The 20463-nt window shown below is 69.1% G+C and carries 23 protein-coding genes and 1 riboswitch; of the genes, 11 read left to right on the top strand and 12 right to left on the bottom strand.

Annotated elements, in window-relative coordinates; all coding sequences use genetic code 11:
* Positions 1–49: 49 nt before the first annotated feature.
* Positions 50–1072 (bottom strand): iron-siderophore ABC transporter substrate-binding protein, encoded by a 1023-nt coding sequence (locus tag CXQ96_RS03805; RefSeq protein WP_104116697.1) that lies wholly within the window; start codon positions 1070–1072, stop codon positions 50–52.
* A 267-nt stretch (positions 1073–1339) separates the two neighbouring features.
* Here CXQ96_RS03805 and CXQ96_RS03800 point away from each other — a divergent pair, with 267 nt between their 5' ends.
* On the top strand, positions 1340–1738 hold the full coding sequence (locus tag CXQ96_RS03800) for a VOC family protein (RefSeq protein WP_104116696.1): 399 nt from the start codon (positions 1340–1342) through the stop codon (positions 1736–1738).
* A 27-nt stretch (positions 1739–1765) separates the two neighbouring features.
* On the opposite strand, the gene CXQ96_RS03795 is transcribed toward CXQ96_RS03800, so the two are convergent.
* The 3 genes from CXQ96_RS03795 to CXQ96_RS18315 form a co-directional block, all read right to left on the bottom strand.
* A complete protein-coding gene (locus CXQ96_RS03795) occupies positions 1766–2578 on the bottom strand; it encodes a YsnF/AvaK domain-containing protein (protein ID WP_181036339.1) in 813 nt (270 codons plus the stop codon).
* A gap of 80 nt (positions 2579–2658) precedes the next feature.
* Positions 2659–2838: a hypothetical protein gene (locus tag CXQ96_RS03790; protein WP_104116694.1), complete on the bottom strand. Its 180-nt coding sequence runs from the start codon at positions 2836–2838 to the stop codon at positions 2659–2661.
* A gap of 11 nt (positions 2839–2849) precedes the next feature.
* Positions 2850–3017, bottom strand: coding sequence for a hypothetical protein (locus CXQ96_RS18315; protein WP_181036338.1), 168 nt, complete (start codon positions 3015–3017; stop codon positions 2850–2852).
* Between the two features lie 82 nt (positions 3018–3099).
* Between CXQ96_RS18315 and CXQ96_RS03785 the strand changes: the two genes are divergently transcribed.
* Positions 3100–4137, top strand: coding sequence for a helix-turn-helix domain-containing protein (locus tag CXQ96_RS03785; RefSeq protein ID WP_104116693.1), 1038 nt, complete (start codon positions 3100–3102; stop codon positions 4135–4137).
* Here CXQ96_RS03785 and CXQ96_RS03780 read toward each other — a convergent pair.
* From CXQ96_RS03780 to CXQ96_RS03770, 3 genes are all read right to left on the bottom strand, one after another.
* The gene (locus CXQ96_RS03780; RefSeq protein WP_104116692.1) at positions 4124–5050 is read right to left on the bottom strand and encodes an AEC family transporter; all 927 of its coding nucleotides are present in this window, start codon (positions 5048–5050) and stop codon (positions 4124–4126) included. The two genes, CXQ96_RS03785 and CXQ96_RS03780, sit on opposite strands and share 14 nt — an antisense overlap.
* A 76-nt stretch (positions 5051–5126) precedes the next feature.
* Positions 5127–5768 carry an alpha/beta hydrolase gene (locus tag CXQ96_RS03775; RefSeq protein ID WP_104116691.1) on the bottom strand — a complete coding sequence of 214 codons (642 nt, stop codon included), beginning with the start codon at positions 5766–5768 and terminating at the stop codon, positions 5127–5129.
* 111 nt (positions 5769–5879) lie between these two features.
* Positions 5880–6185 (bottom strand): DUF4193 domain-containing protein, encoded by a 306-nt coding sequence (locus CXQ96_RS03770; protein ID WP_087072246.1) that lies wholly within the window; start codon positions 6183–6185, stop codon positions 5880–5882.
* 291 nt (positions 6186–6476) lie between these two features.
* Here CXQ96_RS03770 and CXQ96_RS03765 point away from each other — a divergent pair, with 291 nt between their 5' ends.
* Both CXQ96_RS03765 and CXQ96_RS03760 read left to right on the top strand, forming a co-directional pair.
* Positions 6477–7271, top strand: coding sequence for an SDR family NAD(P)-dependent oxidoreductase (locus CXQ96_RS03765; protein ID WP_104116789.1), 795 nt, complete (start codon positions 6477–6479; stop codon positions 7269–7271).
* The gene (locus CXQ96_RS03760; protein WP_258058813.1) at positions 7268–8131 is read left to right on the top strand and encodes a DNA-3-methyladenine glycosylase; all 864 of its coding nucleotides are present in this window, start codon (positions 7268–7270) and stop codon (positions 8129–8131) included. The genes CXQ96_RS03765 and CXQ96_RS03760 overlap by 4 nt, the downstream gene beginning before the upstream one ends.
* On the opposite strand, the gene CXQ96_RS03755 is transcribed toward CXQ96_RS03760, so the two are convergent.
* The gene (locus tag CXQ96_RS03755) at positions 8128–9324 is read right to left on the bottom strand and encodes a CdaR family transcriptional regulator (RefSeq protein WP_104116690.1); all 1197 of its coding nucleotides are present in this window, start codon (positions 9322–9324) and stop codon (positions 8128–8130) included. The genes CXQ96_RS03760 and CXQ96_RS03755 overlap by 4 nt on opposite strands.
* Positions 9325–9420: 96 nt before the next feature.
* Here CXQ96_RS03755 and CXQ96_RS03750 point away from each other — a divergent pair, with 96 nt between their 5' ends.
* Positions 9421–10533 (top strand): ferredoxin reductase, encoded by a 1113-nt coding sequence (locus CXQ96_RS03750; RefSeq protein ID WP_104116689.1) that lies wholly within the window; start codon positions 9421–9423, stop codon positions 10531–10533.
* A 21-nt stretch (positions 10534–10554) separates the two neighbouring features.
* Entirely contained in the window at positions 10555–11700 is a 1146-nt protein-coding gene (locus CXQ96_RS03745) for an acyl-CoA desaturase (protein WP_104116688.1), read from the top strand.
* A gap of 180 nt (positions 11701–11880) precedes the next feature.
* Here the strand turns inward: CXQ96_RS03745 and CXQ96_RS03740 are convergent, their stop codons facing one another.
* Together CXQ96_RS03740 and CXQ96_RS03735 are read right to left on the bottom strand one after the other, a co-directional pair.
* Positions 11881–12378 (bottom strand): SRPBCC domain-containing protein, encoded by a 498-nt coding sequence (locus tag CXQ96_RS03740; RefSeq protein WP_104116687.1) that lies wholly within the window; start codon positions 12376–12378, stop codon positions 11881–11883.
* A gap of 12 nt (positions 12379–12390) precedes the next feature.
* Positions 12391–12738, bottom strand: a complete 348-nt coding sequence (locus CXQ96_RS03735) for a metalloregulator ArsR/SmtB family transcription factor (protein ID WP_104116686.1) — start codon at positions 12736–12738, stop codon at positions 12391–12393.
* 70 nt (positions 12739–12808) lie between these two features.
* A riboswitch (TPP riboswitch) is annotated at positions 12809–12916 on the top strand.
* A 9-nt stretch (positions 12917–12925) separates the two neighbouring features.
* Here CXQ96_RS03735 and CXQ96_RS03730 point away from each other — a divergent pair.
* The 4 genes from CXQ96_RS03730 to CXQ96_RS03715 all read left to right on the top strand — a co-directional run bounded on the left by CXQ96_RS03730 (position 12926) and on the right by CXQ96_RS03715 (position 18085).
* Complete coding sequence (locus tag CXQ96_RS03730; RefSeq protein ID WP_258058811.1) at positions 12926–14218, top strand: MFS transporter; 1293 nt, start codon at positions 12926–12928, stop codon at positions 14216–14218.
* A gap of 145 nt (positions 14219–14363) precedes the next feature.
* Entirely contained in the window at positions 14364–16445 is a 2082-nt protein-coding gene (gene pta / locus CXQ96_RS03725) for a phosphate acetyltransferase (protein WP_104116684.1), read from the top strand.
* 33 nt (positions 16446–16478) lie between these two features.
* Positions 16479–17594 (top strand): acetate/propionate family kinase, encoded by a 1116-nt coding sequence (locus CXQ96_RS03720; RefSeq protein WP_104116683.1) that lies wholly within the window; start codon positions 16479–16481, stop codon positions 17592–17594.
* 152 nt (positions 17595–17746) lie between these two features.
* Positions 17747–18085 carry a YnfA family protein gene (locus CXQ96_RS03715; protein ID WP_104116682.1) on the top strand — a complete coding sequence of 113 codons (339 nt, stop codon included), beginning with the start codon at positions 17747–17749 and terminating at the stop codon, positions 18083–18085.
* A gap of 27 nt (positions 18086–18112) precedes the next feature.
* On the opposite strand, the gene CXQ96_RS03710 is transcribed toward CXQ96_RS03715, so the two are convergent.
* Together CXQ96_RS03710 and CXQ96_RS03705 are read right to left on the bottom strand one after the other, a co-directional pair.
* Complete coding sequence (locus CXQ96_RS03710; RefSeq protein WP_104116681.1) at positions 18113–18424, bottom strand: AzlD domain-containing protein; 312 nt, start codon at positions 18422–18424, stop codon at positions 18113–18115.
* On the bottom strand, positions 18421–19158 hold the full coding sequence (locus CXQ96_RS03705; RefSeq protein WP_104116680.1) for an AzlC family ABC transporter permease: 738 nt from the start codon (positions 19156–19158) through the stop codon (positions 18421–18423). The genes CXQ96_RS03710 and CXQ96_RS03705 overlap by 4 nt, the downstream gene beginning before the upstream one ends.
* 98 nt (positions 19159–19256) lie before the next feature.
* Here CXQ96_RS03705 and CXQ96_RS03700 point away from each other — a divergent pair, with 98 nt between their 5' ends.
* Positions 19257–20447, top strand: coding sequence for a zinc-dependent alcohol dehydrogenase (locus CXQ96_RS03700; protein ID WP_104116679.1), 1191 nt, complete (start codon positions 19257–19259; stop codon positions 20445–20447).
* Positions 20448–20463 lie beyond the last annotated feature (16 nt).

Raw genomic sequence — 20463 nt, 5'->3', positions numbered from 1 at the left:
TCCCGCACGTCGGCGGAACCTTCGGCGGCCCGGACAGCGGAACCAGCCACTACGACTTGTCTGCGGCTTCCGAGATGAGCGTGAGGTAGTCCTTGAGCACCCAGGAGATGGACAGCGGGGTGGGGTTGGCCGCGGTGCCGACCGGCGTGGTGCTCGGCAGGTTCACGATCGCCTTGTTGGCCACGGCGGGGATCTGCGAGAGCAGCGGGTCGGCTTCGAGGGTAGAGACGAGCTCGTCGTCGCCGTAGGTCACGATGATGTCGACGTCGTCGAGCACGTCTGCCTGTTCGGTGCTGATGGTGCCGGAGAACAGCTCTGTTTCGGCCGATGCCGTCGCGACGCTCTCGGGAGTCGCCAGACCGAGGTCCTCGAAGAACATGGCGCGCGTGTCATGCGTCGTGTAGTAGCTGACCTCGCTGAGGTCGGTGGGATCGACGTGCGTCATGAACATGGTCTTCTTGCCCGCGATCGTCGGGAATCCCGCCGTGGCATCGCTGATCTGCTGGTCGAGGTCCGCGATGAGCTCCTTGCCCTCCTGGGCCATGCCCATCCCGGCGCTGTTGAGTTCGATCATCTCGCGCCAGGGGGTACCCCACGCGGTCTCGGGGAACGCGACGACCGGAGCGATCTCGCTCAGGGTGTCGTAGTCCTCCTGCGTCAGGCCCGAGTAGGCCGCGAGGATCACGTCCGGATCGGTGTCCGCCACGCCCTCGAAGTCGATGCCGTCGGTCTCGTCGAACAGGACCGGGGTCTCGCCGCCGAGCTCGTCGAGCCTTTCCGAGACCCACGGGAGGATCCCGTCACCGTTGTCGTCCCCGAAGGTCGCCGCGGCCATGCCGACCGGCACGACACCGAGTGCCAGCGGGACTTCCTGGTTGGCCCATGCGACCGTCGCGACACGCTCCGGCTTCTCCGGGATCGTGGTCGTGCCGAACGCGTGCTCGACCGTGATGGCTCCGGCGCTCGATGACGCCGCATCCTCCGTGCCGTCCGCGGGTGTGGCGCAGGCGGCGAGGACGACGGTCATGGACGCCGCTGCGGCGAGGGCGATGAGTTGTGGGGCGCGGCGCATGGAAGCCTTCCGGATGGTCGATCGGGCGGGTACCGGGTACCGCCGGTTCGAGGGAAGCCGCAAAGCACCAGGTAAGGATGACCTTAGCAGCATTAGCGCACGCATCCGTGACGTTATTCGGGGCGCTCTTCAGGTGTGATTCTCAGGGCCGTCCTCCAGGGCGTCCTGCCACACCGCGCCGGGCACAGGTCGACTCCCGGGATCAAAGCGGACACAGGCTGTCCGGAGTGGGGTGCGCGGAGGACCCCGCAGGAGCACAATCACCGCATGACTCTGCGCTGGTACTCCACCGTCATCGAATCCACCGACCACCGCGTGCTCGCACGCTGGTGGGCCGAGGCGCTGGGCTGGGAGGTGATGTTCGAATCCGACGACGAAGCGGTCCTGGTCCCGCCGTGGGCGCGGGAGCTCGGTTCGACGCTGGCTTTCGACCAGGTGCCGCCGGGGCTCGTGTTCGTCCTCGTCGAGCACGAGAAACAGGGCAAGAACCGGCTGCACCTCGACTTCGCCCCGCACACCAGCCAGGACCGGGCCGCGGAGCTCGACCGGCTCCTTGCCCTCGGCGCCGTGCGGGTGGATGTCGGACAGGGCCCGGACGTCAGCTGGGACGTCCTCGCTGATCCCGACGGCAACGAGTTCTGCGTCCTGTCCTCCCGCGACTCCTAGCGGGCCTTCCAGTGCCGGGGCCGGGTGCTACGGCTCGATCCGCTCCGTCTCGATGACTTCCTTGCGAACCTGGCCGCTGACGACCTCGTCCTGGGTGTGCACCTCACGGGCGATCCGGACGCGCTCGATCGGCACGACGTCCACCTCGACGCGCGGCTTTTCCTCGTAGAGGACCATCTCGACGACGTCGCCGTTGAAAGCTGTCCCGACGGCGTTGTAGAGGCGCTCACGCTCGGCATCGGTGAAGGAGCCCTCGCCGTCGTCGTACAGCGGTGCCCCGTCCCTCACCGGTACGCGCTCCACGACGAGTTCCTCACGCCGGATCTGGACCGTCAGCGTCACGTCCTCGGTGACGACGCGCTTGACGAGGCGGACGCGCTCCGTCTCGCGCAGTTCGGTTCCCACGCGAAGTTGCTCCTCGGAGCGCGTCATCGCGTAGTCGTCGCCCTCGGGGCGGGAGGAGCGGGTCCCGGCCGGCTCACCCACGGACCGACCCTGGCCGGCGAGCTCCTCGTCCTTCGTCGCCATGAGCCCGTAGTAGCGCAGGAGGTGCTGCTCCTCCGCCGGACTGAGGTGCCCGTCCTGGGACATCTTCGGGGAGTCGTAGACCTTGGAATGCGAATAGGGGAGGCGCACGTCGCGTCCGTCGAGGGTTGCACCCTGCAGTGGCGCGAAGGATTCCGGATTGCCGGCCTTGTGCGTCGCGACGGTGACCCAGCTGGGTTCCCCCGTGGCGTCGTCGACATAGAGCTGCCCCATGGGGCCGAGCACCGCGCCGTCCTCGCTCAGCACGTTCGCGCCGGCGTTCATCGATTCCTTCATCTGTTCGAGCGTGATCATGATGGCCCTTTCGAAGAGGTTGCTCCCCTCACCGTAGGTCCCACCCGACCCGATAGCAAGCATGCTTACTACCGCATCGGTCACCGGAGCGGCAACCGGTCCTGGAGCGGGGCCCACACCTCGAGCCCGCGAAGAAGGTTCCGCCACGCGTCGAGCACGGTCCAGTCCCGGAGTGCCAGCCGTTCAGGCCTCGGCGTGACCCAGCGCCCCGCCATGGTGAAGGCGGAGAGGACGAGGCCGACGATCACGATGAGCGACATGACCGCCCCCCCTAGGCTTCGCGCCGGAGCGCGTAGGCGGAGCTCGGCAGGGACTCCGCGTTCCAGTCCGCGTGCGACGGCGGGCAGTGCGACGGCGAATCCGCCGCGACCGCACGCAGCAGGCAACGTACCAGGAGTGCCGTCAGGGTGATGGCCAGAAGGATCAGCAGAATGTTCATGCTTCGATCCTGATCCCGCGACTATCGGAAAAAGAGTGGCAGGATCGACCCATACCGCTAAAAAACTGCCATACTGCAGTGCATGCTCACCAAGGTCGCCGTGATCGTCCTGCCGGGTCTGTCCCTCTTCGAGTTCGGGGTGGTCTGCGAGGTCTTCGGACTCGACCGCTCCGGCCTCGGCGTCGGGCTCCCCGCCTTCGACTTCCGTATCTGCACACCGCACCCCGGCGCGATCCGCACGGACGCGGGCGTCACCCTGGCGGTCGACGCCGGACTCGAGGGGGTGGAGGATGCCGACCTCGTCGTGATGACCCCGTTCCCCGCCGGCTCGGCCGTGCCCGCCGAGGTCCTGGACGCCCTCCGGGCCGCGGACGCCCGCGGTGCCCGCGTCTTCTCCGTGTGCTCCGGAGCCTTCGCCCTCGCCGAAGCAGGGCTGCTCGACGGACGCTGCGCGACGACGCACTGGCGGTATACCCGCAGGCTCGCGGACACCTATCCCGGCACGCGCGTGGACGAGAACGTGCTGTACGTCGAGGACGGCAACGTGCTCACCAGTGCGGGAACCGCTGCGGGGATCGATGCGAGCCTGCACCTGATCCGCCAGGAGTTCGGGCCGAAGGCGGCGACCGCGATAGCGCGAAGCATGGTGGTCCCGCCCCACCGCGACGGCGGCCAGGCCCAGTTCATCGAGCGGCCGATCCCGCAGGAGTGCGGCGCCTCCATGGAGGAACTGCTGATCTGGCTGGCCGACCACCTCGACCAGGACATCTCGGTGGCGATGCTCGCCCGTCGGCTGCACATGAGCGAGCGCACCTTCGCGCGGCGCTTCCGTGCGGAGACGGGCACGACGCCGGCCGCATGGCTGACGGGCCAGCGCCTCCTGCGGGCACAGTCGCTGCTCGAGGAGACGCGGCTGACCATCGACGCCGTCGCCCGCGCATCGGGTTTCAGCCAGGCCGTCCTGCTGCGGCACCACTTCCAGAAAGCCCTCGGCGTCAGTCCGGCCGCGTACCGCAGGACCTTCAGGGGATCGGAGAAGGGCTGCGATCTCGACCTGCACGACCTCGAGGAGCAGTTCGGCGGGCAGCGCGCGGGGACGGGCGCGATCAGCCGGCGATGACCGGGATGACGAGGAACACGAGCGGCAGGTAGAGCACCCCGGCCACCGTCTGGAGCGTGATCGTCGAAGCCATCAGGCGCGAGTCGCCGCCCAGTGCCCGCGCCATGACGTAGGCCGAGGACGCCGTGGGCAGGGACAGGAAGAGGATCACCGTCGCGGCCGGTTCTCCCGTGAGCCCGAACACCAGGCACCCTGCGATGCCGAGCCCGGGCATCACCGCGAACTTGACCACGGTCGCGAGCCCCACGGCACCCAGGTTGCGCCCCATGCTGCGCAGCTCCAGTGCCGCGCCGACGCACAGGAGGCCGAGGGGAAGCGACGCACTGCCGAGGGTCCGCACGAGCTCGGCCGTCCCCGGCAGCAGGCCGATACCCGTGACGTTCAGCAGGATGCCGACGACGCAGCCCGCGATCAGCGGATTCGTCCCGATGCTCCGGACCGTTCCGCCCACGCTCAATCTCTCCGAGCCGTAGCGCGCGAAAGCGAGCGTGCAGATGACATTGACGAGCGGCACCAGGATGGTGTTCGCGATGGCGGCCAGCGCAACACCGTCGGTTCCGAACAGTGCGAGGGCGATGGACAGTCCGAGGTAGTTGTTGAAGCGGATGCTTCCCTGCATCACCGAGGTGAAGGCCGGCCCGTCGAGGTCGAGCCAGCGCTGCGCGACCACCAGCCCGGCCGCCGTCAGGACGACCGGACCGGCGAGGATCGGGGCCATCAAACCGATCGGCAACCCCGAGAGGTCAGCCGTCGCCGTGCCGCTGATGAACAGCGCCGGCAGGAGGATGAAGTAGCACAGGCGTTCGGCGGGCGGCCAGAACGCCGGAGCGAGGAAATTCCGCGCGCGGAGTCCGTACCCGAGGGCGATCAGGGCGATCACCGGCCCCAGTGCCACGAGGGCCTGGGCGATCACCGTGCTGGTGGCAGCGGGTGGGTCCGGGCGGCGAGCGTCCAGCCCCGAGAGGACGCTCCGCTCACGGTCGGACCGGTCACCAACCCTGGGCCTGGAGCCACTCGGCCGCCAGGCGGCTCCACTGCTCGGCTGCGCCGCTGCCCTCCGCCAGCCCGAGGCCGTGCTCTCCCTCCGCGAAGACGTGCAGGGCATGCGGGACCGCATGGGCGGCCAGCGCCTGGCCGAGCAGGTACGCGTGCTCGACGGGCACGGCCTCGTCCTCCGCCGTGTGCCAGACGAAGAACGGTGGGGCATCAGGGGTGACGAGGCGATCCAGTGACGTCGCCGCACGGAGCCGGCCATCGGCGTCGGGCCCGATCAACTCGTCCTGCGAGCCCCGGTGCGTCGCCAGCTGCATTGAGACGACCGGGTAGCAGAGGACGGCGGCGTCCACGCGTTCGTCGTCGTGCTCGCGGCTCGCGAGCGCCGCGTGCCCGGCGAGGTGCCCGCCGGCGGAGAACCCGAGCAGTGCGAGACGTTCGACGCCGGCGGAGCGGGCACGCCGGACCTCCGCGCGTACGGCGTCGACCGGTCCGGGATGCCTCGTCTGCACGGGGTAGGAGAAGACGCCGGCCGACAGGCCGAAGGAGCGCAGCCGCTCGGCGACGACCTCCCCCTCGTTGTCCGACAGCATGGTGTAGCCGCCTCCGGGCAGGACGATGACGTGTGAGGACTCCATGGCACCACCGTACTGCGATCGGGCCGGTGCTGGATCAGCCCTGACTCCCGCGGTTAACGGACAGAGCCCCCGGCCATCGGACCAGGGGCTCGGGTACGTCCGGACGCGCTGTCAGCCCTCGCACTCCGTGCAGAACTTGTCGCCGTTCTTCTCGCGCGCAAGCTGGCTGCGGTGGTGCACCAGGAAACAGGACATGCAGGTGAACTCGTCCTCCTGCTGGGGGATGACCTGAATGAGGAGTTCCTCGTGGGAGAGGTCGGCCCCGGGGAGGTCGATGCCTTCAGCGGTTTCGCCGTCCTCGACATCGATCAGCGCGGTCTGCGTGGTCGCGCTGCGCTGTGCCTGGATAGCCTCGAGTGACTCGTTGGCCGGCTGGTCTTCCGGGCGAACGCGTGGCTCGTCGTAGTCGGTTGCCATGGGGGTAGATCTCCTTCTATGGGCGGGAATGACGCCCAGATGCCACTCTCAACCTCGGAAGAGGCGGAAGTATTCCATATACCGGGAGCAATATACCCGGTTCGGCCGACTCTTTTTGCCAGCATGCGCAACCCCGTTCCTCCCTACCGCTTTGTGACGCGGAGGCGTAGAAGGGCTACGTCGTGGCGGTATGCGCCGCTCCAGTGGATCGCGCCCCCGGGGAGCGGTGGGCCGCGCGTCGTAGGGTTGATACCTGCCCCCTTCCCGAACGTCTCAGGAGCTCCCATGGCATTGTCAATCGACCTCAGCGGCAAGACGGCGCTCGTCACAGGTTCGACGCAGGGCATCGGACTGGCCATCGCGGCGGGCCTTGCGGCGGCGGGCGCGCGCGTCGGCGTGAACGGTCGCAGCAACCGCAGCGTCGCCCGCGCGATGGAGGCGATCCGTGCGGACCTGCCCGACGCCGATCTCGTGGCCGTCGCCGCCGACGTCACCCGGGACGACGGCGTCGCGAAGGCCCTGGCCGTCCTGCCCGCCGTCGACATCCTGATCAACAACCTCGGCATCTTCGGTGCGCAGCCGGCCCTGGAGATCGACGACGCCGAGTGGCGCCGCTACTTCGAGGTCAATGTGCTGACCGCCGTCCGTCTCACGCGCTCCTACCTGCCCGGCATGGTGGGTGCCGGCTGGGGCCGCGTCCAGTACATCGCGAGTGATTCCGCCGTCGTCATCCCCACCGAGATGATCCACTACGGCGTCTCGAAGACCGCGCTGCTCGCCGTATCCCGGGGATTCGCCAAGGAGGCCAAGGGCACGGGCGTGACGGTCAACTCGATCATCGCGGGCCCCACGCACACCGGCGGCGTGGAGGACTTCGTGTACCAGCTCGTCGACAAGGACCTCGAGTGGGAGGACGCCCAGCGGCAGTTCATGAAGGACCACCGCCCCCAGTCGCTGCTCGAGCGCCTCATCGAGCCCACGGAGATCGCCAACATGGTGACCTACCTCGCCTCACCGCTGGCATCGGCCACCACCGGAGCAGCCGTGCGTGTGGACGGCGGATACGTGGACGCCATCCTTCCGTGAGCCGGTCCGCGGTCCTCCGCCCGAACGGCGCCCTCGACCCGGGGCCGATGGCCGCGATCCTCGCCAACCACGCCATTCCCGGCTGTGAGCTCACGGATCGCGCCGCGCGGGTGCACACACGCCTGCTCTCGACGCCGGGCGGTCCACGCCGGGTCACGGTCACCATACGGTCCGACGACGTCCAGCTCACGGCGGACACGGAGGACGACGGCGAGTTCACCCACCTCGTGCGCACCACCCGCACGTGGCTGGACCTCGATACCGATACCGGGGCCGTAGCCCGGGCCTTCGACGCCGACCCGCTCCTCGGACCCCTGGTCCGCGAGCGCCCGGGGCTCCGCGCGGTGGGCTACCCGGAGCCCTTCGAGGCCGCGATCATGACCGTCCTCGGGCAACAGGTGTCCATCGCCGCGGGCAGCACGTTCGGCGGGAGACTCGCGGCTGCGTACGGCTCGCCGTCGGCCTCCGGCCTCACCGTGTTCCCGACGCCCCGGGCGCTCGCCGACGCTCCGCAGGAGGACCTGCGCAGTGCCGTCGGTGTCACCCGGACGCGCGCCGCGACCGTGCAGAACGTCGCCCGCGCCGTCGTCGACGGGCTGGTTCTCGATCCCGAGGCCGATCCTGTGGCGCTCCGCAGGGCGTTGCTCGCCATTCCGGGTATCGGTCCGTGGTCCGCGGACTACCTCGCGGTGCGGGTCCTGCGGGATCCGGACGCCTTCACTCCGGGCGACCTCGTAGCGCGCCGGGCCATGGGCAATCCGAGCATCCGCGATGCCGGAACGCTGTCCGAGTCCTGGCGCCCGTATCGCGCCTACGCCCTCTTCCATCTCTGGACGTCGGCGACCTACAGCGCGCCCTAGGCTGAAGCCCTGCGGCTCCGGAGGGCGATCTCGAGCTCGAAGCGCACCTTCGGATCCTTCAGCTCGTCCCCGAAGAGTTCGCGCAGCTGCAGGACGCGGTAACCGACGGTCTGCGCGTGGATGCCGAGCTCCTCCGCGATCGGCGCCCGCTGCCCCCAGTGCCGCAGCCAGGCGAGCAGCGTCTCCTCGAGCTTCTCGCGCTGGCCGTCGGCGAGACCGTCGAGTGGGGCCAGGCGGCGGTGGGCGAGCTCCGCGGTGGCCGAGGGCTCCGCGGCCAGCACCACTTCCGTGAGGTGTTCGTCCGCCCAGACGGGCGGATCGTCGTCGCCCTCGCGAGGCGGGAGCATCGACGCCGCCAGGACGGCCAGGCGCAGCGACTGCGCGACCTGCCTCAATCCGCCGGTGGGGCCGATCGCCGCGCTCCTGCCGGCCAGCACGCGGTCGAGTTCCGTCCGCGTGGCCGGCCCGCGATCCGGGACGAGGGCGACGACGTCGGTCTCGCGCTCGATGACGATCGCGCCGCGTACGAGGCGCTGCCGCAACCCCTGGGCGCGGTTCAGCGGCAGGGTCACGACAGCGAGCTGTGCGGGCACGGCCCAGTCCGCGAGTGACGCGGCCTGACGCAGCGCTGTCTCGTCCGCTCTCCCGAGCAGCAGCAGTTCCAGCAGTTCGGCCCGACGGCGGTCGACCGCCCCGGCGTGGTCGGACTGCTCGAAGGCGTACGCCTCGGCGCTGACCGCGGAGAGTTCGTCGATGTACGCCATGATCGATTCGCCGAGGTTCACCACGACCGCGGAGCCGAGACCCATCTCCATCGACCGCCGGGACATCTCGCGGAAGGTCACCCGCGCGCCCATCCGGTACGCGCCGAGCAGCGAATCCATGCTGCGTCCCTGGCGGAACTCACCCCGGCCGAGGCCTGCCACCAGCTGGCGGCTCTGGTCGGACAGGGCGGGCAGCCTCGTACCCGGCAGGTCGAGGAACCGCTCGAGGGCGACGGCCACTCCCAGGCGCAGTCCCCGCCCGAAATCGCCTTCGATCGGCCGGGCGTAGGCAGGAACCAGCTGGGGAACGGTCTGGATGATCGCCTCGACGAGGTCCGGAGTCAGGGGGCGCAGCTTGTCGCTGACATCGGGCGGCAGCGCGAGCCAGGGCGGTTCGGGTGGAGCAAGTGCTGCCTTGGCCGGATCCATATTCCCCTCCCGTCTATCACGTCAAGATAATTCTGCTCCACCAACTGTATGTCGTAAGCGAAGAAATTTAGCGGGAGAGGTTATAGCGTTAAGCCAATGATCCGGTTCAAACAGCTGGCGCGAGCAGCAAACGCGCTCATCACCCCGCTCACGCCGGAAGACTTCCTGTCACTCTTCGATCCGGTGCACTCCTCCCGTCAGCTCCGCGGCGTCGTGACCCGCGTGGTGCGCGAGACCGAGGACTCCGCCACCATCTACTTCCGCCCGGGCAAGGGCTGGCATGCGCACCAGGCCGGGCAGTGGGCGCGCATCGGCGTCGAGCTGAACGGCGTGCGCCAGTGGCGGTCCTATTCTCTGAGCAACGCGGCGGGGCACGATCCCGCCATCACCGTGAAGGACGCCGGTTCCGTCTCGCATGTACTCGTGCGCGATACGAAGCCGGGTGACATCCTTTTCCTCGCGCCACCCCAGGGCGACTTCATCCTGCCCGAGCACCCGAGGTCGCTGCTGATGCTCACGGCAGGCAGCGGCATCACCCCGGTCATGTCGATGATCCGCACGCTCATCCCGCGCCGACCGGACGCCGACGTCGTGCTCATCAACTCGAACAGCACACCGGAGAAGAGCCTGTTCCGCGAGGAACTCGACGAGCTGGCCGACCAGTTCCCCAACCTCACCGTGCGTCACTGGTTCACGAGCGCGCGCGGCAGGCTCGAGTTCACGGCGAAGACCATCGCGGATCTCTGCCCGGACTGGCGGTCCCGTGCCGCTTTCGCGTGTGGGCCCGAAGGGTTCCTGAACGCCGCGGAGGAGCTGTGGGAGCGTGAGGCCGCCCTCGAGACCGCTCGCACCGTGCCGGAGGTCTCAGCAGGAGCAGCCGCACGGGTGGCCCCGAGCGGCACGCTCACCATCGAGCGGTTCACCACGGACCTCACCGCCGGCGCCGGCCATGACGGAGGCCTCGTCACGTTCGAGCAGTCCGACCGCGAGGTCCAGGCCGACGGCGACACCCCCCTGCTCGACATCGGCGAGGACGCCGGCATCCTGATGCCCAGCGGCTGCCGCATGGGCATCTGCCACAGCTGCCTGATCCCGCTGCGGTCCGGTCAGGTCCGTGACCTCCGGACCGGTGAACTGCACAACGAGCCCGGCCAGCTCATCCAGACTTGCGTCTCGGCAGCCGCCGGGCCGGTCAACCTCGACCTTTAGTCCCCCACCAGAGGAGTCCCCATGACCACCACGCTGACCCGCCCCGGCGCCCTTGCGGCATCCGGGCACCCACTGGTCCGTCCCGATGCAGCGAAGCACCTGACGGACGAGCAGGTCGAGGAACTCGGCCGCGAGCTCGACGCCGTGCGTGACGAGATCCTCGCCAAGCGCGGAGCGTCCGACGCCGCCTACATCCGCCGCGTCATCAAGGTGCAGCGCAGCCTCGAGTTCGCGGGCCGCGGCACGCTCCTGTTCAGCAAGTACAAGCCCGCCTTCTTCGCCGGCACGGCAATGCTGAGCATCGCCAAGATCCTCGAGAACATGGAGATCGGCCACAACGTGCTGCACGGCCAGTGGGACTGGATGCGCGATCCGGACATCCACTCCACCACCTGGGAGTGGGACTTCGTGACGCCCGCGCGTTCGTGGCAGCACACCCACAACGACCTGCACCACCGCTGGACCAACGTCATCGGCAAGGACAAGGACATCGGGTACAACCTGCTCCGCATGGACCCCGACCAGCCGTGGCGCCCGTTCAACATCGGCAATCCGCTGTACAACGCGATCTTGGCGCCGGTCTTCGAGTGGGGCATCGCCCTGTACGACCTCGAGATCCCGGAGTACAAGGAGGGGATCAAGTCCAAGGAGGACATGAACCGCGACCTCAAGGCGCTGGGCAAGAAAGCCTTCAAGCAGTTCGCGAAGGACTACGCGGCCACTCCCGCCGTCGCGATGCTGACCGGTTCCGGCAAGCAGGCCCTCTACGGCACCCTCGCCGCCAACGCCATCCGCAACTTCTGGGCGCATGCCGTGATCTTCTGCGGCCACTTCCCGGACGGTACGGACACGTTCACGGAGGAGGAGGTCGACGGCGAGACCCGCGGCGACTGGTACGTGCGGCAGATGATCGGTTCCGCCAACATCTCCGGCTCCAAGTTCATGCACCTCATGACCGGCAACCTGTCCCACCAGATCGAGCACCACTGCTTCCCCGACCTGCCCTCCAACCGGTATGCCGAGGTTGCAGTGAAGGTCCGTGACATCTGCTCGCGGTACAACCTGCCGTACACCACAGGCCCCCTGCCCAAGCAGGTCGGCTCCACCTGGGCGAAGATCTTCAAGCTCGCCCTGCCGAACCGCCGGCCGAAGACCGCTACGGCCTAGGATCCACGCTCTCCTGCCGGCGTGGCCCGAGCGGCCACATCGATCCACTCCACGTGCCGCCGCCCGGTTCTCCGGACGGCGGCGCGGGTGCGTCGGGCCCTCCCTGGCACGTGAGGCCGCGTCAGCCAAGCGGTGGCGGCAGAGACGGCGTCGAGTCCTCCTCCGGCAGGGGCAGGCCGGTCAGACGGGAGCGTCCTCGGCGAGCAGGACGTCCACCTGCCCGAGGGCGAGCGTTAGGCCCTCCTCCATGCCCATCTCGACCATCTGGTTGAGCTGCTCGAGGGATTCGAACGTGGTAGTCATGGTCATGCGTGTCCGTCCACCGAGGTCCTCCAGCTCCACCGTCGCGTGGGTCTCCCCCATCTCCGCCACGGGGTCGCCTTTCTCGTCGGCGAACCCGTCGTCGAATGTCAGGCGATGGGGCGCCTCGATGCCGGTGATGCGCCACCAGCCCCGGGCCTTCTCCCCGTCGGGTCCGGTCATGAAATAGGCCGCGCGGCCACCGGGTTCGAACTCGTAGGCGTCGAACGTCGCGGGCCATGTCGGCGGGCCCCACCACCGTTCGAGTTGGCGCGGGTCCTCCCAGATCTGCCACACGCGCTCCACCCCGGCGTCGAATTCGGCGACGAGCCTGAAGCTGAGCGCTTCGGTGTCCTTCTGGGTGCTGATGACTGCCATGATGCTGCTCTCCTAGTCCTCATCCTCGGCATCCTCGGCGAGGATGTCCGCGATCTGATCGACCCGCTGCCGCCAGATCCTCTCGTAGTCGTCCAGCAGACGGCGCGCACGCTGCACGCCGTCGACCTGTCCGCGCACGATCTGCTCCCGTCCGCGCTTCTCCTTCGAAACGAGTGAGGCCCGCTCGAGCACGGCCACGTGTTTCTGCACCGCGGCGAAACTCATGTCGTACTGCTCGGCCAGCCCGGATACCGAATACTCGGCGACCAGGACGCGCGCCACGATGTCCCGCCGTGTCGCGTCGGCGAGCGCGTGGAAAAGGCGGTCCACCTCGTCCTCGCTCGCCCGTCCTACAACCATGTGGTTGTACGTTACGTGGGGGAATGGACCGGGTCAAGGGGTGCACCTGCAGACGTGGCAGGATGGAGCCACCTATTCCCGCGGGAGCCCCGGCAAGGGCTGAGAGGAAGCTGCTGCAGCTTCGACCGCCGAACCTGCTCCGGATCATGCCGGCGAAGGAAGCGAGAATGCAATGCCCCATTCCTCCATGTCATCCAGGTCATCCACCAGCGGCGTGCAGGCCGACGACAACCGGCGGGCACGTCATGCAGTCCGCGGTGGGATTCTCGGGAACTTCGTGGACCAGTTCGACATCTTCCTGCCCGTCATCGCCCTCGCGCCGGCTGCGAGTACCCTGCTGGGCGCGGAGAACGTCATCGCGACCGCCGGGCTCGTGTTCACCGCAACGCTCATCGGACGACCCCTCGGAGCGGCGATCTTCGGGCCCGTCGCCGATCGCGTGGGAAGGACGGCCACCACCAGGGTCGCCCTCGCAGGCATAGCCGCAACGACCCTGCTGATCGCCGCCGTGCCCGGTCACGAGGTACTGGGCTGGGGCACCGTGGCGCTGATCCTCACTTTGCGGTTCCTCGGCGGGGTGTTCCTGGGAGGCGAGTACACCTCGGCCGTGCCGCTGGCCATGGAGTGGTCCGCGCCGCGGCGACGCGGACTGGCGAGCGGCCTGATCATGGCGATGTCCCCGGTTGCCAACGCGAGCATCGCAGCCCTCGTCCTGGTCCTGCTGGCCGTTCTGGACCCGGCCTCCTACGCGGCCTGGGGCTGGCGCGTGCCGTTCGTCGTCGGCGGCCTCCTGGCGCTTGTCATGCTCGGGTACTACCGGCGCCAGGTGGCGGACGCTCCCGCCTCCCACCAAGCCCCCGCACCGGCCTCGCCCCTGCGGGATGTCCTCGTGGGACCCGACCGCCGCGTGTTCGTGCAGACATTCATCCTGATGACCGGTCTCTGGCTCCTGACCTATATGGCCATCCCCACCCTCACGGCCGAACTCACGCGCGCCGAGGTCTTCGACGGCCGCGGCGTCACCCTCGCCCTGCTCTGCGCCACAGCTGTCTCGGCCGTCGCCATGGCACTGTGTGGACACCTGTCCACCCTCGTGGGACGGCGCCGCTTCTTCATCGGCTTCGGCCTGCTGGCCGCCGTCCTGGCTCCCCTAACCTTTTTGGCGATCTTCGCCGTCGACTCCCCCGTTGCCGTCGTCGCTCTCTGCGCCGCCCTGCAGGTGGTCACGGTCTCGGTCTACGGGCCGGTCGGCGCCTACCTGTCGGAACGGTTCGCCGGGGGCGTCCGGTCCAGCGGCTACGGGCTCGGCTACAGCCTGTCGATCATCGGCCCGGCGCTCTACCCCTACTACCTGCCGCCCCTGCAGGAGGCTTTCGGCACCTACGGGCCGGTCGCCGTCCTGCTCGCCATCGCCGGTCTGCTGGTCGCACTGGGCGGTTACCGGGGGCCGGAGACGGACACCCGGGCGCCGCTCCGCTGAGAACGGGGCGGCGCCTGGCGGGGAGGAAACGCCGACAAGTCGCGGAACGAGCGAGCAGCAGCGCCGTGCCGGCACCCCGAAGGGCGTTCCCGACGACGTGATACCCGTTATGGCGGGCACCAGAGGACCCTGCAAGACTGGCCCCATGACCCGCGGAATATATGTGAGCGCCATGACCAACGGCTCCGGGAAGTCCCTGATCTCCCTGGGCCTCGCCGACATGCTGCACCGGCACGCCGACCGCGTGGGGTTCTTCCGGCCCATCGTCGAAGGCAGCGACCCTGCCGCGGATCCGATGGTGCGCCTCATGCAGCGTGCGTTCGACCTCCCGGCGAACCGTGCCCGCGGCGGCCTCACCCGCGCCGAGGCCCGCGCCCTCCTCGTGACCGGCGACCGCGCCGAGATCGACGCCCGCTGCGTCGCCATCTACAGCGAGATCGCGGCGGAGTGCGACGTCGTCATCGTCGAAGGGACGGACCTCTCCGGCAACGACGCCGCTGTGGAGTTCGACCTCAACGCCCGTCTCGCCAACAACCTCGGTGCCATGGTCCTCGCCGTCGTCGGGGCCAAGGACATGTCGGTCGAGGAGGCGGCGGACACCGTCGACGTCGCCCGCCGCGAACTCGACGCCGCGAAGGTGTCCCTCCTGGCGATGATGGTCAACCGGGCAGCGGACGACGCCGTGACCGCGATCAGCGAACACGTCCGCCCGGGCCGCTCCGGCCGCCCTGTCTACGTCATCCCGGAACTGACCGAGATCTCGCAGCCCACCGTCTCCGAGGTGTCGACGGAACTGGGGGCGCGGCAGATCGCCGGCAACTCGAACCTGGAGCGGGACGTCACCAGCGTGCGCGTCGCCGCCATGAACGTCGGCAACTTCCTGCACCTGCTGACGGACGGCGCCCTCGTGATCGTGCCGGGTGATCGCGCGGACGTCCTCGTGGCAACCCTGGCGTCCTCGTTCTCCCCCGAGTTCCCGGTGCCCTCCGGCATGATCCTCACCGGAGGGCTCGCGCCGGACCCGAACATCCTCGCCCTCCTCGCACAGGCACCGTTCCCGGTCTTCTCGCTCGACGACGACACCTACACCGCCGCGCGCCGCGTGAGCGAGGTGCGCGGCGAGATCGCCAGCGGGCTCCGCCGGAAGGCCGCAGCGGCGCTCGGGGCCTGGTCCCGGCAGGTCGACGAGAACGAGCTGCTGGAGCGCCTCGAGCTGCCCCGACCGGTCACCATCACCCCGCTGCGCTTCCTCCACGAGCTGATCCAGCGGGCACGGTCGGAACGCCGGCACATCGTGCTTCCCGAGGGTGAGGACGTGCGCGTCCTGAAGGCAGCCGAGATCCTTCGCCGCCGTGACGTCTGCGACCTCACTGTCCTCGGCCCGGAGGCGCGCGTACGCGAGCTCGCAGCGGGCCAGGGCATCGATCTCACCGGGCTCACCCTGATCGACCCGGCGGCCTCCGAGCTGCGCGAGGAGTTCGCTGCCGAATATGCGCAGCTCCGGGCGCACAAGAACGTCTCCCTGGACCAGGCCCGTGAACGGATACTCGAAGGGGCATACTTCGGCACGATGATGGTGCAGCTCGGCAGGGTCGACGGCATGGTCTCGGGCGCCGCCCACACGACCGCGAACACCATCCGGCCCGCGCTCGAGTTCGTGAAGACGAAGGACGGCGTGAAGATCGTGTCGTCGGTGTTCCTCATGCTGCTGCAGGACCGCGTGCTCGTGTACGGCGACTGCGCGGTGAACCCGGAACCCAACGAGGAGCAGCTCGCGGACATCGCGATCGCCTCGGCGGAGACGGCGGCCCAGTTCGGGGTCGAGCCCCGCATCGCCATGCTGTCCTACTCGACCGGAGAGTCGGGACACGGCGGAGCTGTCGACGAGGTGCGACGCGCCACGGAGATCGTGCGCCGGCAACGCCCGGACCTCGCGGTCGAAGGACCCATCCAGTACGACGCCGCCGTCGACGCCTCGGTCGCGGCATCCAAGCTCCCCGGGTCGTCCGTGGCCGGCCAGGCGACGGTGTTCATCTTCCCTGACCTGAACACGGGCAACAACACCTACAAGGCAGTGCAGCAGTCGGCCGGGGCGGTCGCCGTCGGCCCGGTGCTCCAGGGGCTCCGCAAGCCGGTCAACGATCTCTCCCGCGGCTGCACGGTGGAGGACATCGTCAACACGGTCGCCATCACCGCCGTGCAGGCCCAGCAGCCCGCCGCCTCCTAGCCGTTCCCGCCGCCCCCTACAGGACAGGACCCCATGCTCATCCTCGTCATCAACTCCGGCTCATCCTCGCTGAAGTACCAGGTCCGCGAGGGCGACGACGTCCTGGCGGAGGGCCTGGTGGAGCGCATCGGCGAGGCCGAGGTGCCGGACCACGCAGCCGCACTGGACCGGGTGGACCAAGAGGTCTCCAGGGCGCTCGACGGCCGGGAGATCGACGCCGTCGGCCATCGCGTGGTGCACGGCGGTGAGCGCTTCAGCGAACCGGTGCTGATCGACAACGAGATCACCCGCGCCATCGAACGGCTCAACCCGCTGGCCCCGCTGCACAACCCCGCTGCCGTCACCGGCATCCGGGCCATCACCGACAAGTGGCCGAGCATGCCGCAGGTGGCGGTGTTCGATACGGCGTTCCACCGCACGCTGCCCGAGCGCGCGTGGCGTTACGCGGTGCCCGACGAGCTCTACCGGAAGTTCGGTATCCGCCGCTACGGCTTCCACGGCACCTCCCACGCCTACGTCGCCAGGGGCGCGGCGGAGCTGATGGGTACGGACACGTTCACGGGTGTCATCGCCCATCTCGGCAACGGCGCCTCCGTCACGGCCGTTCGCGACGGCGAGAGCATCGACACATCGATGGGTTTCACTCCCCTCGAAGGCCTCGTCATGGGAACGCGATCGGGCGACATCGATCCGTCCATCCTGCTGTTCCTCCTGCGCGAGGGATATTCGGAGCAGGACCTCGATACGCTGCTCAACCGCAACAGCGGACTGAAGGGCCTCACGGGCACCAATGACATGCGCTCGGTATCGGAGTCCGCGGACGCCGGCGAGGATCGCGCGAAGGTCGCCATCGACGTGGCCTCGTACCGCCTGGCGAAGTACGTGGGCGGGTACCACGTCGCGGTCGGCGGCGCCCAGGCACTCGTGTTCACGGCCGGCATCGGGGAGAACGCGGGCGCCTTCCGCAGCGCCGTCGTCTCGAAGCTCGGCGCCCTCGGCCTCGAGCTCGACGAGGAGAAGAACAGCAAGCGCAGCAGGGAGGCGCGGACCATCAGCACGCCGTCGTCGGCCTTCCCCGTGCTCGTGGTGCCCACGAACGAGGAGGCGGCCATCGCGGAGGCGACCGCCGCCGTCGTCGCCCGCTCCTAGTCGACGCAGCTCGCGCTCACGGGAGGCAAGCCGGCCCTGTCGTGCCGGCGTGGCGTTGCGGTGCGCGGACAACCCCCGGCACAGCGCGCCAGCGGGGCGACCCCACCGCCGGCGCAACCGTGTGGCGCACCCAGCTCCGGCAGACTGGAACCATGACGATCCTCCGGATGACCCTTCTGTTCGTGCTCGCTGCGGGTGCCGAGATCGGTGGCGCCTGGCTCATCTGGCAGGCGGTCCGCGAGGGCAGGCCCTGGTGGTGGGCGGGGCTCGGCATCACGGCGCTCGGAGCATACGGCTTCGTGGCGACCTTGCAACCGGACCCGAACTTCGGGCGGATCCTCGCGGCCTACGGGGGCGTGTTCGTCGCGGGGTCGCTGGCGTGGGGCGTGCTCGTCGACGGCTTCCGGCCGGACCGCTGGGACCTTCTCGGCTCGGCGGTCTGCCTCGTCGGTGTTGCGCTGATCATGTTCATGCCTCGCTCGAGCCCGTGAGCTGGGCCCGCTGTCCAGCTCACGGGCTTACGCTGCGCCGAGCAGCCGCGCGACCGCGGCCGCCAGCGCCCCGACCGCGACCACCACGAGGAACGGAGCCTTCAGCCATAGCGCGACGGCGGCCGCACCCAGGGCTGCCACGCGTGCGTCGAGCACGAGCGACTGACCGGACGCGAACGCGTTCACGGCGGTCAGGGCGGCGAGCAGGCCGATCGTCAGCGAACCCGCGACCCTCAGCATCCTCGGGTTGTCCAGCAGCTTCGCGGGCACGAGGAACCCGAGGAACTTCGTGGCGATCGACACCGCGCACGCGAGCAGGATCCAGCCCCAGAGCGTCATGCTGTCCCCTTCCCCGCGGATCCGGACTCCGAGGGGTAGGGTTCGACGTCGGGTTCGAGTCCTTCCGTCGCAGGGCCCAGACCCGAGAGCCCGAGGAGGGCGGCCACCACGGCGGCGATCAGGATGGGCACGCCCGGCGGCACGAGCGGCACCGCGACGAGCGTGACCACCGCGCAGACAACCGCGATGGCGGCAGGCTCCTTCGCGCGGATACGGGGCCAGAGCAGTCCCAGGAAAGCCGCGACCGCCGCTCCGTCCAATCCCCATCGCGCCGGGTCGCCCATGGCGTTGCCCGCGAGGGCGCCGACGAGCGTGAAGACGTTCCACAGGACGAACACGCCGATGCCCGCGGCCCAGAAGCCCCGGCGCTGCTCGGCCGGGTCGGCCTGCCCCGTCGCCGTCGCCACCGACTCGTCGATGGTCAGATGGGCCGCCGGCAGCTTCTGCCAGCGCGGGGGACGCAGGAGGACGTTGACCTGCATGCCGTACACGCCGTTCCGGATGCCCAGCAGGGCGGACGCCGACATCGCGGAGATCCCGCTCCCACCACCTGCGATGACGCCGATGAACGCGAACTGGGAGCCGCCGCTGAACAGCAGGAGGCTGAGCGCCATGGTCTGGGCGAGATCCAGCCCCGCAGCGACGGACAGGGCACCGAAGGACAACCCGTACAGACCGGTGGCGATGGCCACGGAGAGGGCGACGCGAACCGCCGGAGACTGGAGAAGGACCACCCGACAAGGCTAGGTGACGGCCCGGTCGGCTTTCCATTCGGGGAGAAGAGGTGAATAGTAGGAAAGGAAAGCCTACTTACTACCCGGAGGAGCACCACATGAAGGCAGTGACATGGCAGGGCAAACGCACCGTCAGCGTGGAGAACGTGCCCGACCCCACCATCCAGGAACCGACGGACGCGATCGTCCGCATCACCTCGACCGCGATCTGCGGGTCGGATCTCCACCTCTACGAGGTGCTCGGCCCCTACATGCACAAGGGTGACATCCTCGGTCACGAGCCGATGGGCATCGTCGAGGAAGTCGGATCGGCTGTCACCAACCTCAGGGTGGGCGACCGCGTCGTCGTGCCGTTCAACATCTCCTGCGGCTACTGCTACATGTGCACGCGGGGCCTGCAGTCGCAGTGCGAGACCACACAGGTGCATGACAAGGGGTCCGGAGCCTCCCTCTTCGGCTTCTCCGAGCTCTACGGATCGGTTCCCGGCGGCCAGGCCGAGTACCTGCGTGTGCCCTTCGCCGACTACGGACCCGTGAAGGTCGGGCACGACCTGCCCGACGAGCGCTACCTCTACCTCTCGGACATCCTGCCCACGGCGTGGCAGGGCGTCCAGTACGCGGACGTCCCGCAGGGCGGCGTGCTCGCGGTGTACGGACTGGGCCCAGTGGGCCAGTTCGCCGCGCGCATCGGCAAGTACCTCGGTCACCGCGTGATCGCCGTCGAACCCGTGCCCGAACGCCGGGCCATGGCCAAGCGCCACGGGATCGAGACCATCGATTTCTCGAAGGACACCGCCGAGGAACTGCGGAGCATGACCAGCGGGCGCGGACCGGACGCCGTCGTCGACGCCGTCGGGATGGAATCGCACGGATCACCCGTCGGCGCCTTCGCGCAGAACGCCGTTGGCATCCTGCCGGACAGGCTGGCACAGAAGGTGATGGAGACCGGCGGAAGCGACCGCGTGAGCGCCCTCCACTCGGCGATCGACGCCGTGCGCCGCGGCGGCACCGTGTCCCTCAGCGGCGTCTACGGCGGTGCCGCGACACCGATGCCGATGCTGTCCATGTTCGACAAGCAGATCCAGTTCCGGATGGGCCAGTGCAACGTGCGCCGCTGGACGGACGAGCTCCTGCCGATCGTCGAGGATCCCTCGGACCCGCTGGGCGTCACCGACCTCATGACGCACGAGGTCTCGATCGACGAGGCACCGGCGGCCTACCGGAACTTCCAGAAGAAGACGGACGGCGCCATCAAGGTCGTTCTCAAGCCCCAGGGCCTGACGGTCTAGTCTGTTCGACGGCGAA

This window comes from Arthrobacter sp. B1805, from assembly GCF_002929745.1.
Lineage (GTDB): Bacteria > Actinomycetota > Actinomycetes > Actinomycetales > Micrococcaceae > Arthrobacter_D.
The sequence above is the reverse complement of the archived record's forward strand: the minus strand, read 5'-3'. Positions and strand labels throughout refer to the sequence as shown.

What these genes read in the sequence shown, in the direction of transcription:
- CXQ96_RS03715 (WP_104116682.1), top strand. Translation starts at nt 17,747, where the DNA reads ATGACGATCCTCCGGATGACCCTTCTGTTCGTGCTCGCTGCGGGTGCC.
- CXQ96_RS03750 (WP_104116689.1), top strand. Translation starts at nt 9,421, where the DNA reads ATGATCCGGTTCAAACAGCTGGCGCGAGCAGCAAACGCGCTCATCACC.
- CXQ96_RS03700 (WP_104116679.1), top strand. Translation starts at nt 19,257, where the DNA reads ATGAAGGCAGTGACATGGCAGGGCAAACGCACCGTCAGCGTGGAGAAC.
- pta (WP_104116684.1), top strand. Translation starts at nt 14,364, where the DNA reads ATGACCCGCGGAATATATGTGAGCGCCATGACCAACGGCTCCGGGAAG.
- CXQ96_RS03790 (WP_104116694.1), bottom strand. Translation starts at nt 2,838, where the DNA reads ATGTCGCTCATCGTGATCGTCGGCCTCGTCCTCTCCGCCTTCACCATG.
- CXQ96_RS18315 (WP_181036338.1), bottom strand. Translation starts at nt 3,017, where the DNA reads ATGAACATTCTGCTGATCCTTCTGGCCATCACCCTGACGGCACTCCTG.
- CXQ96_RS03775 (WP_104116691.1), bottom strand. Translation starts at nt 5,768, where the DNA reads ATGGAGTCCTCACACGTCATCGTCCTGCCCGGAGGCGGCTACACCATG.
- CXQ96_RS03795 (WP_181036339.1), bottom strand. Translation starts at nt 2,578, where the DNA reads ATGATCACGCTCGAACAGATGAAGGAATCGATGAACGCCGGCGCGAAC.
- CXQ96_RS03770 (WP_087072246.1), bottom strand. Translation starts at nt 6,185, where the DNA reads ATGGCAACCGACTACGACGAGCCACGCGTTCGCCCGGAAGACCAGCCG.
- CXQ96_RS03800 (WP_104116696.1), top strand. Translation starts at nt 1,340, where the DNA reads ATGACTCTGCGCTGGTACTCCACCGTCATCGAATCCACCGACCACCGC.
- CXQ96_RS03730 (WP_258058811.1), top strand. Translation starts at nt 12,926, where the DNA reads ATGTCATCCAGGTCATCCACCAGCGGCGTGCAGGCCGACGACAACCGG.
- CXQ96_RS03740 (WP_104116687.1), bottom strand. Translation starts at nt 12,378, where the DNA reads ATGGCAGTCATCAGCACCCAGAAGGACACCGAAGCGCTCAGCTTCAGG.
- CXQ96_RS03735 (WP_104116686.1), bottom strand. Translation starts at nt 12,738, where the DNA reads ATGGTTGTAGGACGGGCGAGCGAGGACGAGGTGGACCGCCTTTTCCAC.
- CXQ96_RS03745 (WP_104116688.1), top strand. Translation starts at nt 10,555, where the DNA reads ATGACCACCACGCTGACCCGCCCCGGCGCCCTTGCGGCATCCGGGCAC.
- CXQ96_RS03805 (WP_104116697.1), bottom strand. Translation starts at nt 1,072, where the DNA reads ATGCGCCGCGCCCCACAACTCATCGCCCTCGCCGCAGCGGCGTCCATG.
- CXQ96_RS03710 (WP_104116681.1), bottom strand. Translation starts at nt 18,424, where the DNA reads ATGACGCTCTGGGGCTGGATCCTGCTCGCGTGCGCGGTGTCGATCGCC.
- CXQ96_RS03720 (WP_104116683.1), top strand. Translation starts at nt 16,479, where the DNA reads ATGCTCATCCTCGTCATCAACTCCGGCTCATCCTCGCTGAAGTACCAG.
- CXQ96_RS03785 (WP_104116693.1), top strand. Translation starts at nt 3,100, where the DNA reads ATGCTCACCAAGGTCGCCGTGATCGTCCTGCCGGGTCTGTCCCTCTTC.
- CXQ96_RS03755 (WP_104116690.1), bottom strand. Translation starts at nt 9,324, where the DNA reads ATGGATCCGGCCAAGGCAGCACTTGCTCCACCCGAACCGCCCTGGCTC.